The sequence below is a fragment of the Paraburkholderia sp. HD33-4 genome, from assembly GCF_021390635.1.
Taxonomy (GTDB): Bacteria; Pseudomonadota; Gammaproteobacteria; order Burkholderiales; family Burkholderiaceae; genus Paraburkholderia.
In genome coordinates this window covers 1,451,052-1,468,838 of record NZ_JAJEJS010000003.1, presented here as the reverse complement: position 1 = coordinate 1,468,838, position 17,787 = coordinate 1,451,052, and the positions used below count along the sequence as shown (strand labels likewise).

At 58.9% G+C, this 17,787-nt stretch carries 14 protein-coding genes; 9 read left to right on the top strand and 5 right to left on the bottom strand.

Features of this window, described 5'->3' with window-relative positions; all coding sequences use genetic code 11:
- Positions 1-10 precede the first annotated feature (10 nt).
- From L0U84_RS41225 to L0U84_RS41185, 9 genes are all read left to right on the top strand, one after another.
- Positions 11-1,180 (top strand): ABC transporter permease subunit, encoded by a 1,170-nt coding sequence (locus tag L0U84_RS41225; RefSeq protein WP_233859547.1) that lies wholly within the window; start codon positions 11-13, stop codon positions 1,178-1,180.
- Positions 1,181-1,198: 18 nt separating this feature from the next.
- The gene (locus L0U84_RS41220) at positions 1,199-1,975 is read left to right on the top strand and encodes an ABC transporter ATP-binding protein (protein ID WP_233859546.1); all 777 of its coding nucleotides are present in this window, start codon (positions 1,199-1,201) and stop codon (positions 1,973-1,975) included.
- Complete coding sequence (locus L0U84_RS41215; protein ID WP_233859545.1) at positions 1,975-2,691, top strand: ABC transporter ATP-binding protein; 717 nt, start codon at positions 1,975-1,977, stop codon at positions 2,689-2,691. The genes L0U84_RS41220 and L0U84_RS41215 overlap by 1 nt, the downstream gene beginning before the upstream one ends.
- Before the next feature lie 26 nt (positions 2,692-2,717).
- Complete coding sequence (locus L0U84_RS41210; protein WP_233859544.1) at positions 2,718-3,467, top strand: electron transfer flavoprotein subunit beta/FixA family protein; 750 nt, start codon at positions 2,718-2,720, stop codon at positions 3,465-3,467.
- 13 nt (positions 3,468-3,480) lie between these two features.
- A complete protein-coding gene (locus tag L0U84_RS41205; RefSeq protein ID WP_233859542.1) occupies positions 3,481-4,425 on the top strand; it encodes an electron transfer flavoprotein subunit alpha/FixB family protein in 945 nt (314 codons plus the stop codon).
- Between the two features lie 101 nt (positions 4,426-4,526).
- A complete protein-coding gene (locus tag L0U84_RS41200; protein ID WP_233859540.1) occupies positions 4,527-5,309 on the top strand; it encodes a class II aldolase/adducin family protein in 783 nt (260 codons plus the stop codon).
- A 275-nt stretch (positions 5,310-5,584) separates the two neighbouring features.
- Positions 5,585-5,974, top strand: a complete 390-nt coding sequence (locus tag L0U84_RS41195) for a hypothetical protein (RefSeq protein WP_233859538.1) — start codon at positions 5,585-5,587, stop codon at positions 5,972-5,974.
- Between the two features lie 315 nt (positions 5,975-6,289).
- On the top strand, positions 6,290-7,462 hold the full coding sequence (locus tag L0U84_RS41190) for a branched-chain amino acid ABC transporter substrate-binding protein (protein WP_233859536.1): 1,173 nt from the start codon (positions 6,290-6,292) through the stop codon (positions 7,460-7,462).
- A 495-nt stretch (positions 7,463-7,957) separates the two neighbouring features.
- Positions 7,958-9,565, top strand: coding sequence for a S10 family peptidase (locus L0U84_RS41185; RefSeq protein ID WP_233859534.1), 1,608 nt, complete (start codon positions 7,958-7,960; stop codon positions 9,563-9,565).
- A gap of 89 nt (positions 9,566-9,654) precedes the next feature.
- Here L0U84_RS41185 and L0U84_RS41180 read toward each other — a convergent pair whose 3' ends face one another.
- From L0U84_RS41180 to L0U84_RS41160, 5 genes are all read right to left on the bottom strand, one after another.
- Positions 9,655-11,283 (bottom strand): S53 family peptidase, encoded by a 1,629-nt coding sequence (locus L0U84_RS41180; protein ID WP_233859532.1) that lies wholly within the window; start codon positions 11,281-11,283, stop codon positions 9,655-9,657.
- Between the two features lie 441 nt (positions 11,284-11,724).
- Positions 11,725-12,558, bottom strand: coding sequence for a hypothetical protein (locus L0U84_RS41175; RefSeq protein WP_233859531.1), 834 nt, complete (start codon positions 12,556-12,558; stop codon positions 11,725-11,727).
- Positions 12,559-12,955: 397 nt separating this feature from the next.
- Positions 12,956-13,993, bottom strand: a complete 1,038-nt coding sequence (locus L0U84_RS41170) for a hypothetical protein (protein ID WP_233859529.1) — start codon at positions 13,991-13,993, stop codon at positions 12,956-12,958.
- Positions 13,994-13,995: 2 nt separating this feature from the next.
- Entirely contained in the window at positions 13,996-14,517 is a 522-nt protein-coding gene (locus L0U84_RS41165; RefSeq protein WP_233859527.1) for a (2Fe-2S)-binding protein, read from the bottom strand.
- Entirely contained in the window at positions 14,514-17,321 is a 2,808-nt protein-coding gene (locus L0U84_RS41160) for a xanthine dehydrogenase family protein molybdopterin-binding subunit (protein ID WP_233859525.1), read from the bottom strand. The genes L0U84_RS41165 and L0U84_RS41160 overlap by 4 nt, the downstream gene beginning before the upstream one ends.
- Positions 17,322-17,787 lie beyond the last annotated feature (466 nt).

The following is a 17,787-nucleotide window of genomic DNA, read 5'->3' as shown; positions in this document are numbered from 1 at the left end:
GACCAAAGACATGACATCGATCCAACGTATCGAGCCGTCCACGACGCTGGTGCCGGAACGGGGTGTCGCCCACCGGATGGCACTCGTCGTCGCCACGACGGTTCTGGTTGCGACGGCGCCCATGATCATCGGCGCAGTTGGCGGCAACTATTGGGTCCGCGTTCTCGACTTCGCGATGCTGTACATCATGCTCGCACTCGGTCTGAACGTGGTGGTGGGATTCGCCGGTCTGCTGGACCTCGGTTACATCGCCTTCTATGCGGTGGGTGCCTACACGGCGGCACTTCTTTCGTCTGCCCAGCTGACCAGTCAGTTCGAATGGATCGCACATCTTGCACCGGGCGGGCTTCACATTCCGTTTCCGATCATCGTGCCGCTTGCGATGGCGTTTGCCGCGTTGTTCGGCATCCTGCTCGGTGCGCCGACGCTGCGTCTTCGTGGCGACTACCTGGCGATCGTCACCTTGGGTTTCGGTGAAATCGTCCGGATTTTCATGAACAACCTCGATCGTCCGCTCAACATCACGAATGGGCCGAAGGGGATCAACGGCATCGACCCCATACACATCGGCGACTTCAGCCTCGCACAGACGCACAGCCTGTTCGGCCTGCAATTCTCTTCGGTGTATCTGTACTACTACGCATTCGTGCTGTGCGCGTTGCTCGTGATCTGGGTGTGTACGCGGCTGCAGCATTGTCGAATCGGCCGCGCCTGGGCGGCGATCCGGGAAGACGAAATTGCGGCGAAAGCGATGGGCATCAACACGCGAAACGTCAAGCTTCTGGCGTTCGCGATGGGGGCGTCGTTCGGTGGATTGTCGGGCGCGATGTTCGGCGCATTCCAGGGATTCGTATCGCCGGAATCGTTCACGCTGCAGGAGTCGATCGTCGTGCTCGCCTGCGTGGTGCTCGGTGGCATGGGACACATTCCGGGAGTCATCCTCGGCGCCGTCTTGCTGGCCGTCCTGCCCGAATTCCTGCGCACGACGATGGGGCCGCTTCAGCATGCGGTGTTTGGACACGAAATCGTCGATACCGAGGTCATACGGCAGCTCTTTTATGCGCTCGCGATGGTCCTGATCATGCTCTATCGCCAGGAAGGCTTGTGGCCAGCTCCGAAGCATGAAGACAAGCTCGCGAAGGTGGCCAGGCGCCACGCGAAGAAGCTGGCTCAATCCTGATCGACGGGAGCATTGAACATGAGTGAAAAGATGATTCGACTGTCGGTCAAGGGAGCGAACAAGCGCTTCGGTGGACTGCAGGCCCTGTCGGATGTTGGTCTGGAAATCGAGGTGGGCACGATCTACGGTCTGATCGGCCCGAACGGAGCCGGGAAAACAACCTTCTTTAACGTGATCACGGGTCTCTATACGCCAGATTCCGGAGTCTTCAGGCTCGACGGGCAGGACTACAAGCCAGCGGCGGTCTATCAGGTGGCTCAAGCGGGAATTGCGCGAACGTTTCAGAACATTCGGCTCTTCGGTGGCATGACCGCGCTCGAGAACGTGATGGTCGGTCGGCATGTTCGAACGAAGCACGGCCTGCTCGGCGCAGTGTTCCAGACTCGGGCCGAGCGACGCGAAGAGGCGCAGATCAGGGACAGGGCGCTCGAACTGCTCGACTACGTCGGCGTTCTCCAGTACGCGGACTACACGTCGCGGAATCTGTCGTACGGTCATCAGCGGCGCCTGGAGATTGCGCGGGCACTCGCGACAGACCCGAAGGTGCTGGCTCTCGACGAGCCCGCGGCCGGCATGAACGCCACCGAGAAAGTCGAATTGACCAGGCTTCTCGACAAGATCCGAGCCGATGGAAAGACCATCCTGTTGATCGAACACGACGTGAAGCTCGTCATGGGCTTGTGCAACCGCATGACCGTGCTGGACTACGGCAAGGTCATAGCCGAGGGGCTTCCGCAAGACGTCCAGAAGGACCCGAAGGTCATTGAAGCGTATCTTGGCGCGGGAGTGCATTGATGGCAACTTGCATGCTGAAAATCAAGGGTCTCCAGGTCAATTACGGTGGCATCCAGGCAGTGAAGGGCGTCGATCTGCAGATCGACCAGGGCGAACTGGTGACGCTCATCGGCGCCAACGGCGCCGGCAAGACCACGACGATGAAGGCCGTCACGGGCCTCAAGCCGTACGCCGCAGGCGACATCGAGTACATGGGCCAGTCGATCAAAGGGGTCTCGACACACGAGCTATTGAAACGGGGACTCGCGATGGTGCCCGAAGGCAGGGGCATTTTTGCGCGCATGACAATTGTCGAGAACATGCAGATGGGCGCCTACCTGCGCAGCGACACCGAAGACATCAAGGCTGACGTCGATCGAATGTTCGGCTTCTTTCCGCGCCTGAAGGAACGTGCGACGCAACTCGCCGGAACGCTGTCCGGAGGGGAGCAGCAAATGCTCGCGATGGCGCGCGCAATCATCAGTAAGCCAAAGCTTCTGCTGCTGGATGAACCATCGATGGGCCTGTCGCCGATCATGGTCGAGAAGATCTTCGAAGTGGTGCGTGAAATCTCCTCGGAGGGCATCACTGTGATGCTGGTGGAGCAGAACGCTCGGCTGGCGCTTCAGGCCGCCAATCGAGGCTACGTGATGGATTCAGGTGTGGTCACGATGTCTGGCGATGCGAAGCAGATGCTCGACGACCCGAAAGTTAGAGCGGCCTACCTGGGCGAATGACAAATCAGGAAATGCAGAGGACGGCAATGAAGATACTGGTGCCAGTAAAGCGGGTGGTCGACTATAACGTGAAGGTCCGGGTGAAGTCGGACGGCACAGGAGTGGATATCGCCAATGTGAAGATGTCGATGAATCCGTTCGACGAGATCGCGATTGAAGAAGCGGTGCGTCTGAAGGAAGCAGGCGTTGCAACCGAAGTGATCGCGGTGTCTTGCGGCGTAACCCAGTGCCAGGAAACCTTGCGCACGGCGCTGGCAATTGGCGCGGACCGGGCGATTCTCGTCGAATCGACTGAGGAGATCCAGCCGCTCGCTGTTGCGAAGATTTTGACGGCGCTGGTCGCTCAGGAGAAACCCGGACTCGTCATTCTCGGCAAGCAGGCCATCGATGACGACTCGAACCAGACCGGCCAGATGCTTGCCGCACTGACTGGCCTGCCGCAGGCGACGTGCGCATCGAAAGTAACGGTTGCAGGCGGCAAGGCAACTGTCTCGCGGGAAGTCGACGGCGGATCCGAAACGCTGTCCTTGAAGTTGCCCGCGGTCGTCACCACCGACCTTCGCCTGAACGAACCGCGCTACGTCACGCTGCCCAACATCATGAAGGCGAAGAAGAAGCCACTGGAAGCGGTCAAACCCTCCGATCTGGGTGTCGATGTCAAGCCGCGTCTCCAGACGCTGAAAGTCACCGAGCCACCCGGGCGCAGCGCCGGCACGATGGTGCCGGACGTGAAGACGCTGGTGGAAAAACTCAAGAACGAAGCCAAGGTAGTGTGAGGGAGCCCCGGAAATGACCATTCTGGTAATTGCAGAACATGACAACACGTCGATCAAAGCGGCGACGTTGAATACGGTCGCGGCGGCGGCTGAGGTTGGCAAATTCGTCGGCGCCGAGATCCACGTGCTGGTCGCGGGTTCGAACGCCCACGGCGCGGCGAACGCGGCGGCGAAGATCGCAGGTGTGGCGAAAGTGCTGCTGGCCGATGCGACGCAACTCGCCGACGGCCTCGCTGAAAACGTCGAGGGCACGGTGTTGAACATTGCGAACGACTATTCGCACATCTTCGCGCCGGCGACGGCGTACGGTAAGAACATCGCTCCGCGCATCGCGGCGCATCTGGACGTTGCCCAGATCAGCGACATCACCGCGGTCGATGGTCCAGATACTTTCGAGCGTCCGATCTACGCTGGCAACGCGATTGCCACGGTGCAATCGACCGATCCGATCAAGGTCGTCACGGTGCGCGCGACGGGCTTCGATCCGGTCGCGGCCGAAGGCGGCGCTGCTTCAGTCGAAAAGATCGATGCCTCGGCCGATGCAGGCATCTCGCAGTTCGTGAGCCGTGAAGTGACGAAGCTCGATCGTCCGGAACTGACGAGCGCAAAGATCATCGTGTCGGGTGGTCGCGGCCTCGGCAACGGCGAGAACTACACGCATGTGCTCGAACCGCTCGCCGACAAGCTTGGTGCGGCACTCGGTGCATCGCGCGCAGCGGTCGATGCCGGATTCGTGCCTAACGACTATCAGGTGGGTCAAACGGGAAAGATCGTTGCCCCTCAACTGTATGTCGCGGTGGGCATCTCCGGCGCGATTCAGCATCTTGCCGGCATGAAGGACAGCAAGGTCATCGTCGCGATCAACAAAGATCCCGAAGCGCCGATCTTTGGCGTGGCTGACTACGGTCTCGTCGGCGATCTGTTCGAGGTCGTACCCGCTCTCGTTTCCGCTTTGTAAGCGAGTCGTGAAGCCGAGGCTAAACGCGTCGACTCGCGCCTCTTTCGTACGCAAACCCACTCATGACTCGTTGAGCCTGATCAACACGGAGAATTCAGAACATGATTTCCACGACCGACCCGCACATCAACCGTAAGCCCCGCAACATCTCGCAAGAGGAATGGGATACGCGAGTTCAACTCGCTGCCGCATATCGTCTTGCAGCCAAGTTTGAGCTGACCGATCTGATTTACACACATATTTCTGCCCGGGTACCAGGTACGCATGACCAGTTCCTGATCAATCCGCATGGGTGGTTCTTCGATGAAATCACCGCGTCGTCGCTGGTAAAGATCGACGTGAACGGAAACCCGATCGGCGACGACCGCTTCGAAGTCAATGCGGCGGGTTTCACGATTCACAGTGCGCTGCATCAGGCTCGGCACGACGTCGAGTGCGTGGTTCATTTGCATACGACTTACGGCATGGCGGTAGCCGCCATGGAGTGCGGGCTTCTGCCGCTGAATCAAATCAGCATGCAGTTCTACAACCGCGTTGCATACCACGAGTACGAAGGTATCTCGCTCGAACTGGACGAGCGCGAACGGATCGTGAAGTCGATCGGCAAAAAGGAATATCTGATTCTGCGCAACCACGGTTTGCTGACCACCGGCCGCTCGGTCGCGGAAGCATTCACGCGGATGTACTACCTGAACAAGGCCTGCGAGATTCAGGTGGCGACCCTTTCGGCCGGTCAGAAGGTCACGATCCCTTCGCCGGAGGTCTGCGAGCACGCGGCCAAGCAACACGACGACTACGCGTATCTCGACACGGTTCACCTGGACCGCGAGTGGACCGCGTTGCTTCGACTCCTCGATCGGGATGGCGGCGGTTATCGCGCCTGACTATCTGGCAATGCCCCTTAGGCAGAGGCAATGCGTCGTCTTTCAAGGCTATCGGCATTGCCTTCTCCAGACAGAGCAATACAGGCGCTTGCGAAGCCGCAATCATCCCCATGCTGACGTATAAATTCGTCTCTCCGCGCGGTGCGTCCTTGTTGAGGTTGCGGATACCGTTTCCTCTCACCTGGCGTGCTGAAAGAGGCTTTCTTCGCGTGCAAAAGTCCGACACTGAAAGGTTGTTCGGACAAAGGGGCTCGTTTTTCGTACCGACGGAGGAAATGTTCGACAGTCTCATTCTTCCGGATGCTTATGGCTCGGCTGCCGGACAACTGTTGATCGCGGTCGACTTCGGTCATCCGGGTTCGGCGTGCGAGCCGGATTGGTCGGCGTTGCGCTCGGCATGCAAGCGCGGTTCAGAGGGGCTCGGACTCGCGCTCGCGCAGACGATGTTCACCCATCCCTGGTACGAGTGGCAACTGCGGCCGGTCGCATCGCAATTGGGGACGACCTCGAAAGGTTTGCAGGCGGCGCTCTTTCGCGACGGCTACAGCTACGAGTCGGCGCTGCGCAGATGCCGTCGATTGCACGGCATGCTCGAGCGCGGGCATTCAGGATGTTTTTTCACGAGAGTCTCTGAGCCTGCGCCCATTCAGGCCACTGCTCGATAGAGGCGGTTGCTGCTCGCCCACCTCACGCTGACGAAGAAATGGCCACGAGGACGCTGATCCGGGCGCAGGAGTCCGCTCTGGCGTGATGATGAAAACCCTGGTGACCTGAGGTATTTTGATTCATTGACATATGACGTCTCACCTAATACTTTGATATCTAAACCGCCAAAAAGATGGTGCCGGTTGTCGCTGGTTTGTCGTTCCTGGAGCAGGCCAGCGCATCTCCAAACCCGTCGGGCGTTAGTGCGCGGATCGCTCTGACAAACGCGGTTCGATTGAATGTTTTTCCCTGATCAACACACGTTGAGGTGTCCCATGAAAGTTCCGTTTGCATACAAGCACGTCGCGCTCGCCGTTATGGTGGCCGCGGGCGCCACTTTGTTCAGCGGCGCCGCCTGTGCAGGCGACGTAGTGATAGGCTTCGCTGCGCCATTGACCGGCGGATCGGCGCATTACGGCGTCGATCTGAAACGCGGTGCGGAATTGGCGCTCGACGACGCTAATGCACAGAAGCTCGTCATCGGCGGCCAGCCCGTGCATTTCGTGCTGGACGCGGAAGACGATCAGGCCGATCCGCGCGTGGGCTCGCAGGTGGCGCAGAAGATGGTCGACGGGAACGTGGCGGGCGTGGTCGGCCACTTCAATTCGGGCACCACGATCCCGGCTTCGCGCATCTACAACACGGCGGGCATTCCGATGGTCTCGCCGACGGCGACCAACCCTACGTTGACCTCGCAGGGTTTCGGCAATGTCTTTCGCGTCGTGAATTCGGATGCGCAGATGGGGCAACTGGCGGGCCATTCCGCTGTGCAGGCGCTCAAGGGTAAGAGCATTGCCGTGATCGACGACCGTACGGCATTCGGACAAGGCATGTCCGACGAGTTCGTCAAAGGCGTGACCCAGGCAGGCGGCAAGATCGTGGACCGGGAATTCTCGACGGACAAGGCCGTCGATTTCAAGGCGCAGCTGACCCGCATGAAATCGTTCAATCCCGACGTGGTGTTCTGGGGCGGTCTCGATCAGCAGGCGGGCATGCTCGCCAAACAGATGCGCCAACTCGGCATGCACGCGACGTTGCTGGGCGGGGGCAGCTTCGAGAACGACACCTTCCTGAAGGTCGCAGGCGACAGCGCGAACGGTGCCATGTCGTGGGACTACGGCGTGCCGTTGTCGAAGATGAAACAGGGCAAGGAATTCGACAACAAGATGAAGGCGAAGTACGGCGAAGGTGTAGTGGCCTATGCACCGGCGGCTTATGACGCGACGTGGGTACTCATCAATGCGATGAAAAAGGCGAATTCGACCGACCCCAAAGTGTATGGCGCGTTCATCAAATCGGTCGCCTTCGTAGGCATCTCTGGCGATATCGCGTTCATGCCTAACGGCGACATGAAAGACCCGGCCGCGACGTTCTACAAGGTGATCGACGGGAAATGGGTTCCCCAGGCGGTCGCGTACGGCGAAAAAGTTTCGCCGCTGCAGAACTGATTGCACAGCGGACGTCGTGCACCCGGACGCGGGGCAAGCACGGCTTCCGTGACCATGCTTGTGCCTGTCCGGTCGACCTGCCAGGCAACAGGGCCCCGGACCCGGTGGCCCTTAAGCGCATCACCCGCTGCCAGCATCACGACAAAAAGCGCGCGCTACGTCTGTATGGAAGATGCGGCTTGTCACGCTCGCTTGAGATCCTCTTTTTCCGCTCGCGCTTTCCTATACTTCGTGAGATTCCCGTAGAAAAGATTAAAAAAATTGAATCCGGATCGTTTCACGTTTACCGGACCGGCAACTTCGCAATCGGCGATTCACGAATCGCCGCGATCGGGGTGAGAACCCTTCGCATCGCTCAACTTACGTCGTGTCACGGATGAAGCACGAACGGGGTTCCGACGCGACGGTGTCGACAACCCGGTATCAGTTCGTGCGCTCGCTTTGCGCTGCTGGCCCAAAGCGAGCACACCTCGGCAGTGAATATGGAGCCCTGCAATGAGCACAAATGGAAAGAAGGATGTCTCTCCCGATGAACCCCTCGCGGACGCTACCCCTTACGGATACGGTCCGGACGATTCGATCAGCGATGCCACTGAAAATGCCGCGGTCACGCACCACACGCTGAATATCAACGGAAAGGCGATCGCGTACACGGCGCGAGCCGGTCACCTTGTGACGACCGATGCCTACAGCGCACGCTCGGGCGCGAAACTGTTCTACGTGTCGTTTACCGCCGACGATACGACGCCATCCACGCGACCTGTGACATTTTTCTATAACGGCGGACCAGGCTCGTCGTCGGTTTTTCTGCTGTTAGGTTCTTTCGGACCGAGGCGGATCAAAACGAGTATGCCGGAGTTCACGCCACCGGCGCCGTACACGCTCGAAGACAATCCGGAGAGTCTGCTCGATCTGACGGACCTCGTGTTCATCGATCCAGTCGGCACGGGCTACTCGACCGCGATCGAGCCACATACCAACAAGGATTTCTGGGGCGTCGATCAGGATGCAGGCTGCATCAAGCAGTTCGTCAAACGTTATCTGACCGTGTTCAACCGCTGGAACTCTCCGAAGTACCTGTTTGGCGAATCATACGGGACGCCACGTACCTGTGTGCTCACGTGGATGCTGCACGAGGACGGCGTCGATCTGAACGGGATCGTGCTGCAGTCTTCGATTCTCGATTATTCGCAGGCAAGCAACCCGATTGGCACGCTGCCGACCTATGCGGCCGATGCATGGTTCCACAAAAAAGTAACCACGACTCCCGCTCCGGCGGATCTGCCCAGCTTCATGGAGCAAGTGGAGGCATTCGCGGCGGGGCCCTATGTGGATGCGGTGAACGCCTTTCCCAATGTCGCACCGGAATCCCTTCAGACGATGAGCGACATGCTCGGCATTCCGCCAATGGTCCTGAAGTACTGGCAGCTCAATCCGTCGATGGGAAATGGCTCGGCGTTCCTGACGAGCCTGATGCTGGACGAAGGGCTGGCCGTCGGCGCTTATGACGGCCGCGTGACCGGCGAAGACACGGGCATTGCGGAGTTCATCGCACCTAACTCCGGCGGCAATGATCCGACCATGGCGGCCGTGAGTGGCGTCTACACCGCGATGTGGAACGTGTATCTCAACGACGAATTGAAATACACATCCGTTTCGCCGTTCATGGACCTGAATGATCTGGCTTTCGAAAACTGGGATTTCAGCCATGTCGATCCAACGGGAGCGGAAAGGGGAGGTAACGGTCTCTATACCGCCGGAGACCTGGCTGCTGCGATGGCCGTCAATCCCTACTTAAGGGTGTTTTCTGCCAATGGATACTTCGACGCCGTGACGCCATTCTTCCAGACCCTGATCAATTTTCAGAACATGCCGCTCGATAGCGCGCAGCTCGAAAGCAATCTGACCTTCAATAACTATCCTTCGGGTCACATGGTTTATCTCGACAATGCGTCGCGAACGGCTATGAAGGGCGATCTCACGTCGTTCTATGGAAATGCGCAGGCGCATGTCGAAGCGCTCAAAGCCTCGCTCAAGCCCACGCAGAAAGCGGTATCGGGAGCCGCGATATATCGCAAGCGTTCGAGCCGCACCCCGTACTGACATCCGCAATGGGGCAATCGGACGATTGCCCTATGCCGGACATCATGACGTGACACCGTCCTCGGCGTCACGTCATGCGGCTCTCCCGTCTATTGACCAGCGCCTCGCGCAGCGAGCGCGGCCTGCAACGCCTGGCCATCGACACTACCCAGCCCCGTGCACGCATCCCAGACCGGACTCACCGGGTAGCCTTTCACATTGCCAAAGCTGTTGTTCACGGGGCCCGGCGCGCCGCTGACAACATGAAACGTCGATGCCTGAACACTGTAGAGGAGTGTGTTGAGATAGCCTGCCGGAAAGCCGTTGTTCTGATTGATCCGTGCCATAAGGCCGGCATACAGCGGCGCGACCGCGCTCGTGCCGCCGACCGGTTGCGCAGGCTGGCCGTTGATCACCTGCAGGTAGCCGCTGTTTTCGCTTGCGTTCCCTGCGATATCCGGCACGCCCCGTCCGGCCTGACCCGTCCCAACTCGTTTGGGAAGCGTAACTTCGGACTGAAACGACGGCACGGCAAATCGCGCACTCACGCCGCCACCAGTCGCGCCCGGTCCCGCCGCACCGACGTCGTTCCAGACCCACTCTTCGAAGGTCCCGCCGTTCACATTGCCGATAGTCGTGCCGCCGCAAGCCGTCACCCACGGGTCGCTTGCAGGATAGCTGGTTTGCGCCTGCGTTCTGCTCGCGACCTGGGCTCCTGAGTCGCCCGATGAAACCAGCACGCTGATCTTGTTGGTGTTGGCGTCCTCGAACAGCATCGAGATCTGCGTCCACTCGCTGTCTGAAAAGCCAGGCTCACCGAGGTCGTCCGGACCCCATCCATAGCTGATGGAGACGATAGAGGGCGTCGGCTCCCCGGCGTTCGGATGAATCATCATCTGCAACGCGTGAATCATGTTCTGGGGTTGAGCCCCGGCGAAATAGACCGCGATCGTGGCTCCAGGAGCAATCGCACCTGCCACGGTTATATCGAGGCCGGTTTCACCGTCGGACTGCCCGGAGTTTTGCGTACCGTCGACCGCGACGTCGACAATGCGAGGAACGGGAAGATTGCCCAGGGCCGCCATGGTCGCTGCGATGTCCGAAGGTGCATAACCTGCCGGGCCATCTGAGGTTTCCATTTCGTATAGACCGATGGTCTGTCCCGCTCCATCGCCCGCCGGGAAGTTGTAAAGAGTCGCGATCTGAGCCGGCGTCAGAGGTTTGGTGTTGGGTGGATCCATGCTTGCCCGCTTCCGTGCCGCCGACGCAGTGGAGAAATGCGTTGCATGGACCTTTCGGTCGGTCAGACCCACGACGGCTTCCACGTAGTTCGCAATGGACGTCGGCACGCTCACCGCACCATCGTGACTGCGATATTCGCCTCGCTGGTACTGGTAATCGTTGAGTTGAACGTTAAAGGCTTTATTCACTGCCGCGACTGTTCCGTGCACGATGACAGACCGCCGCGCGGCGTCCGCTTCCACGACACTGAGTCCCGCATCGGTAGCAAATGCTTTGACCGCTTCGAGCTCGTCAGGATCGGCACCATGGTGAATCGCAAAAGCATCGCGTTGTGCCAGCGCGTTTGCATTGGCGGCGTCCGGCGCCGTTCGTCTTCTGCGCAGCAGTAGGGTTACTGTCAGCTCCTGCTTGCTATCCGTTGGCTTCAGCTTCGTGTGAGCCGCAGGATGAGGATGCTCGCTGCCCATTATCGGGAGATATGCCGATGAAGATGCCATGATGACCTCGCAAAGTTGAGTACGCCTGTTTGGGGCATCGCCCTGAATGACTCAGACCTCGGTCGAACGCGATTTCTTATATTTTTTGGGCAGTTATTCGGGGAGCCGCAACGGGTACCCGGCATTTTTTGAGCTTCTGCCAATGCTATCTGGGCCCGCTGGAATTTGCAGCGGACGGATCGCGCGCGGCCAGGAATGAAGAAAATCTAGTGCGTCCATTTCGCCAGTTCAAGGTAGGCCGATAGTTTGAATTCCCAGGTTATGTACGTCGGCGAACAGACGATAAAGGCACCATGATGTTTCGGCCGACCGTGTATTGCACAGCATTCGTTGCCGTGAGCGCATAGTGTGCCTTCGACCCCATCACCGGAGTCGAAAGTTCTATGTTCCCCCGCATTTCGCGTTCTCCGGGAGCGATGCAGGGGAGATGCAGGGGTTACTTTACTTATAGTGGTCGGCACGCGCCATTGCAGCAGCGGCGAGGGCTTCCCGATAGACCGCTCTTTCTGCTTTGACCTGCGGCTTCAGCGCCTCACGTTTCTCGCGGCTCTTGTGGTAGGTCTGGGTTTCGATGAATAGACGCAAGCTTGCGCCTGTGGCCGCGCCGAGATTGCGCAGGACCGGTGGTTGATTCGGATCGACCCAGAGAATCTGCTGCATCTCGTTGGTTACCGGATCGACCCAGCTGATGTAGCCACCCGGCAGAATCTGTCTTGGATGCTTGACTGCTCCGTTAAAGCTGTAGCGGGCGTCCGGGGTGACATTGGGATCGTAGAAGTGCGGCGTAATGAAATCGGACACCGCTATGCCGTCAATCGTGTAGGTGTACGGGTCGGCTTCACACGGATCACAAGCCTCAACCAGATATTCGAAACGACCCGTGCCATCCTGGATCTTGCCGTTGACGATCTCTATCGAGTTCGAGGTCTGTAGCCGGTTGCCGTTCGGGTCGATCAGCATTTCGATGGTTTCGTGACTTGCGTCGACCGCCCATTCTTCGCTGCCCGGCGTGACGATGACCTTCGCATAGGGCTGGTTGTGGCGAGTCATATGAAAGCCCCCTTCGTCCGGAGGAAGGCTTTTGACGAGTTGTACGGGCCATACGCCCTGGGGGATCTTCTTCGGATCTGCCAGATACGAGACCGAGGCACTGACCGGCCAGTATTTCGGCAGATCCCGTGTCACCTGCACATTGAGTGCCGCGGCCACCGCGGCCATCGTTTGCGTGTCGACTGTACCCGTCGTGTCGACGAGCCCAACTTTCGTTGCCAACATAAGTGCCTCCTGTTCATCCGGTTGAGGTCACGTGAAAGTGCGATGTCGGGCAGGAATCCGCCCGGTCTTTCCGCATCGTCTCCACTTGCGAGCCAGGGGGCGATGTGGACAGAGGTGGGAAGAGAACTGTTCATGTCCGACAAGCCGTACTTTTAGCCGATCAATCGGGGCGAATGCGAAGAGTCGATGGGTGGCGGCGCGTTCGCGAAGTCCAATGCTTAACGGTAAAACGAAGAGCCACGTGATCACTTTAAGCGCGGTTACCGAGTTTTCGCGTACGCGTGCTTATAATCAAAGGCTGCTTAAACATCGTCCCTCGCGTTCTGGATCGTCCCGATGCCGAAACCCGGCGGCATTGAAGGCACGGCATAGACCCTTTCCGGGTGGCTGCCGCCAGTCATCGGGCCAAGGGACTGCGCGGATTCCTCCTGGCCTTGTCGCCGGTCGCGATCGGCGAAACGTTACAGTCGGGTCCGTCAGGGTTCCTGCAGCACGACAACAGCGCCTCGACGGATTTGAGATTGGCCGCGTTCCATTCTTCCTCACTCATATTGTTGTTCACCGGCATCCAGTGGCTCATCGGATAGGTATTGGCAAACCCGTCGTTGCCCTGAGGACGGACGTGCGGGAAAGAGAGGGCGGCCCTTCCTGCGGAGAAGCCGAGATAGAAGTTGCAGGTTTGCTCGCTGCCCATCCGATGGCAACCGACACACGTGTTCCCCGGCGTAGTGATCACCTTGAGATGATGAGATTCGAACGCTGGGCCGATACTTGAGTACTTTCCCCAAGGATCGGTCGGCACTTTGTCCCACACCTGAGCAATGTAAGGACTCTGAATAAACGGCCCGGCATCGTGGCAGGAAACGCACGTTTGCGGCGGCTTTGCGGCGATCTCGCCTGGTGTCATCCAGAATTCAACGGCGGCGGGTTTCCCCGCCGGCGGCTTCGTCTCGTTCGGCGGCGGCACGCGTGAAGCGTTGATGCCGAAGTCGAGGTCGACGGGCGGTCTGGATTGAAACCAGCACGTTTTTCCATTGCCCGTGTGATGCAAAACGATCATCACCGCATCGAAGTTGGGCCTGAGGTCATGGCGCACATGGTTTTGACGGCAATATGCCGAAATTTGAGTGGCGCCGCGCGACAGATTCAAAACCTTCGAGTGCTGAAGGCATTGCCAGGGTTCATCCTTGTCGGGTGAGAGAAGCGATGGCCGGTCACAGTATCGTGGCGACTCATCAGGACCGGGAGTCTTGCCATCGACGGTGATTGGTATGTCAGTCCCGTCATTGCAGTCGAATGGCGGAATCTCCCCGATCTCTCTGGCGCACTGCGTTCCATATTCGAGCAGCGTTTGCGCGCGCCCGTCAGCAGCGATAGGGGGCGACGCTATCATTCCCACCGAGCCCAGTACAAGCACGGCAAGCGCGACTCGCATGGTCAGGCTCCGCCCTTGATTTGCGCCTGCGCGACCTTGAAGATCGCCTCCCTGTATTTGACGTACCCCGTACAGCGGCAAAGATTCCCGCCCACCCACGTGTCGATGATCGTATCGAGCTGATCGACGGACGCGCGATATTCCTTGAGATGGTCGAGCATGGCGGTAGCCGCCATCAGAAAACCCGGCGTGCAATAGCCGCACTGAAATGCAAAGTTCTCGAGAAAGCTCTGCTGGAGCGGCGAAAGCCTGTGTCCGTGTGCGAGGCTCTCAACCGTGTACACATGCTGATTGGCGAGGGCGCTGACAGTCGTCGTGCATGCCAGCGTTTTCTCCATTAGCGCGTCGGGCCGGTAGCGGGTGCCGACCGTGCACGCGCGACACACGCCGATACCACAACCCACTTTCGTGCCCGTCAGGTCGAGCCGTTCGTGCAGGTAGTCGGCCAGGCTCATGTCGGTGTCCGCGGCAGAGACCATGACTGCCTGTCCGTTGACATGGATCCTGATATCGCCGTCGCTCATTTCAGGGCCTCCCGGATGACATCCGGCGTCACGGGCGTTCGCCTGAACCGGTGACCCGTTGCCATTGCGAGCGCATTGAGTAGCGCCGGCGCGACCGGGCACATGACGGCTTCGCCAATGCCTCGGGCTTCGTGTCGATGTTTTCCGTCGCCAGGTCGCAGGTTGATCAACTGCTGTGCGGGAACGTCGGGCATTCGCGTGATCTGATAGCGATCCAGATTCCATCTGCCGTTGCCAGGACCCGCGGGACCAAGAGGGCACTGCTCGCTCAATACGTTGCCGATCGCCATGGCGACTGCGCCTTGCGATTGGCCTTCCACGATTTGCGGACAGATCAGATGGCCCGCACTCAACGTGGTCACGACACGCTCGACCTTCACATGCCCCGTATCAGCAGCAACCGAGACTGCGACGAGTGCCGCGGCGGGTGCGTAGTTCGTTCGCCCGTATCCAATGGTGATTTCGTTCGGCTGAATCAGTTTTCCATGCGTCAGTGCCTTAAGATTGCGTACCTCCTGGCCTGTCGCGATGAAGTCGCAGTCCATCATGCGCTCGCCCGATCTTAGGGAGTAGCTGCTTCTCCAGAAGTCTCCGGCGTAGGTGACGTGAACGGCTGCAACCGTGTCCCATTGCATCCTGTCGATCTCGTCGAGCAGTGTCGGCCAGCTAAGCGCGGAATGGCCGGAGGTCGTCAGTTTTCCTGCTACCCATCTAACGTCCTCGAGCTGGATTTTCTGATCACGCCATAAGAGTCGCGCCGCGGGCAGCACACTGTGAAGCATCAACGTCATGGACGCACGGTCGACAGCCTGATAGTGATGGAAGGCGCCGAGGCATGCGCTCGACGAACCGAACGGAGCCGACAGTCCTTTCACCTGGGGATTGGTCGACCACCGACCGAGCGGTTTGACATCGAAACTGTCTATCAGAAACGCGTCGACCTCGCTCATCGAGATTCGCTGGGCGTTCTGTCCAAGATGGGCGGCGGGTGCCAACGCAAGGGTGGTCGCTGCACCGTTGCCCATGTCGGTGTAGTTCGTGCGCACATACAGGCCGGCGTCCTGCTGGATCTCCACGATTGCGAAGACACCATCCTTACCGGTCCCGTAGGCCTGATTCGACATCGCCAGTCCGACGCCATATCTGAGCTTCTGGTTGGCCCGCTCTGCTCGCGTTTTCTCTCTTCGGGTCCACAGCGGATGCGATTCCAGTTCGTTCAGGTGCTGGCTGAGTTGCAGGTCGAAGAGGATTTTCCCGCCTGTAATCGTTCTGCTGCCGGGTGCGCCGAGCAGGTTGGCGCGACGGATCTCGAAAGGGGACTTCCCCAGAGCGTGAGCGGCTTCGTCCAATAGCGTCTCGATGGCCATGAAGGCCTGGGGACCACCGAAGCCGCGTTGAGAGCCGCCATAGATTTCCGGAGAATAAACCGTGGTGCCTTCCGCGCATGCCCGCGGGATCTCATAGCAGTTCATCGCGCTCATGGCCGCTAGGTCGCCGACCGAACCCGTCAGGTTTCTTCTGCCACCGGCGTTCAGAAGAAACTTACTGTCGAGTGCTTGAATTTTTCCGTGACGATCGAGCCAGATCGACTCTTCAAAGCGCGTCTCCGAGCGTTTGAGTCCAACCTGGAATTGCTCGTACCGGGAGAGTTGCCAGCGTAACGGGCACTTCGCGAAACGGGCTGCCAATGCCAGATAGGCCGGGAAATAGGATTTGTCACGACCGCCGAATCCGCCGCCGGGGTAGCAGGCAATGACGTGCGCGTGATCGGGCTGAAGCGTGCTCTTGCCGAAGAGACTGATCGCCGTGGTTCCGTCATCGATTGCCGACTGCGTTCCAAGCACCAGCCACATGGTCTTTGAGTCCTCGTCGTACCACGCGAGGCCGGACTCAGGCTCCATGAACATGGGGTCCATCGCGGGCGTCTCAAAGATGTTTCCGTCCGCGGTGCCAAATTCGCGCCAGTTACCGGCCTTAGCGTTGCTCGCTGCCTGTGAGGTGATGATGTCGCGCTCGTGATGACATTGCTGCGCGAATGCGTCGGATGGATTGCCCGACAGATCAGGCTCCATCTTCGTGTTCCAGAATTGGCGCTCATCGTTGCGAACGTAGATTTTCGCTTGCTTGAACGGGTTGGCGTTGTCGTCGAAAGACCCTGGGGCATCGGTCTGCGCGGGTTCAGACGCTCCGTACTGAATAACGTGTGGATTGAAGTCGAGCAGTTTCCTCGCGTGGCGATAGATGTCGAAGCTGTCGAAAATAAGCAGCGCGATTGGTTGTCCGTAGCATCCGGCTGGCTTGCCACGGCGTGCAAACAGTTCGATGCCGGCTTTGAAGTCAGGATTCGAGTCTCCAGAGGTCGGAATGTCGTTGTGCTCGAGTGTGTCGCTAGTGATCACGGCAATTGGCTGAAGGCCGCGTGGCAACACGTTCAGATTGAAATCCACGACGACCTGATTGACGCGGTCGCATCGAAGCGCGTACAGCCAGTTTTCCTGTTTTGGCCAGCCCTCGAAGTCTCCCGCTTTAAAGTCGCTCGCATAGATCTTTGCCCCGGTTACCTTGCTGACGCCTTCTATACGCCAGCGTGCCTTGCCGGGCTCGGGTGCCCAGTCCGTCGTCTGGTCGGGACGTGCGGCTTCATGACTGGTGCTGCCGGTAAGTCGGGGAGAGGACTGACCTTCGGATGGGCGAGTGACGCAACCGTCCAGTAACGAAGTGACGGTGCTGACTGTGACCGTGAGGGCGCCGCTCCCTATGGTTTTCAGAAACGTTCGGCGCGTAACTGAAACCTCGCAAACCATGTTGCTCCCCTTTGAATTCGTTTAGTCGAAACGTCATGGAAGCGCGGCAGAACTCGTTCTTGTCGAGTTAAGTGTCTCTGGGTCAAATGGGAAGTTGCGTCGACGATGGAGAATGAAAATATTCTATGAACTGACCGAGGCTTTTTCAAGAAACAGCGCCGTTTTGATGGACATCGACAAACCCATCGATATTTTTAAATACTGATTAAATTGGACTGAATAGTGGCAGCATAAAATCTCGGGGGGCGAAAGAGATCATGCTGAAGCAACGATTCGCATCTCTATATCCAATTAGAGCTGTGAGTGAATATCTGTCCGCTGAAACTGTTGTCAGGCATCCAACATGCGCGGGTCCCGAGTTGCGCCCTGAAAACCTGTCGTACCCGCCTCGCAAGGTGGTGACGGCGTTGGCATGGCCGATGCGTCAGCTTCCGTACAACAGATCCGGCTCGTCGGTGCGCTGCGT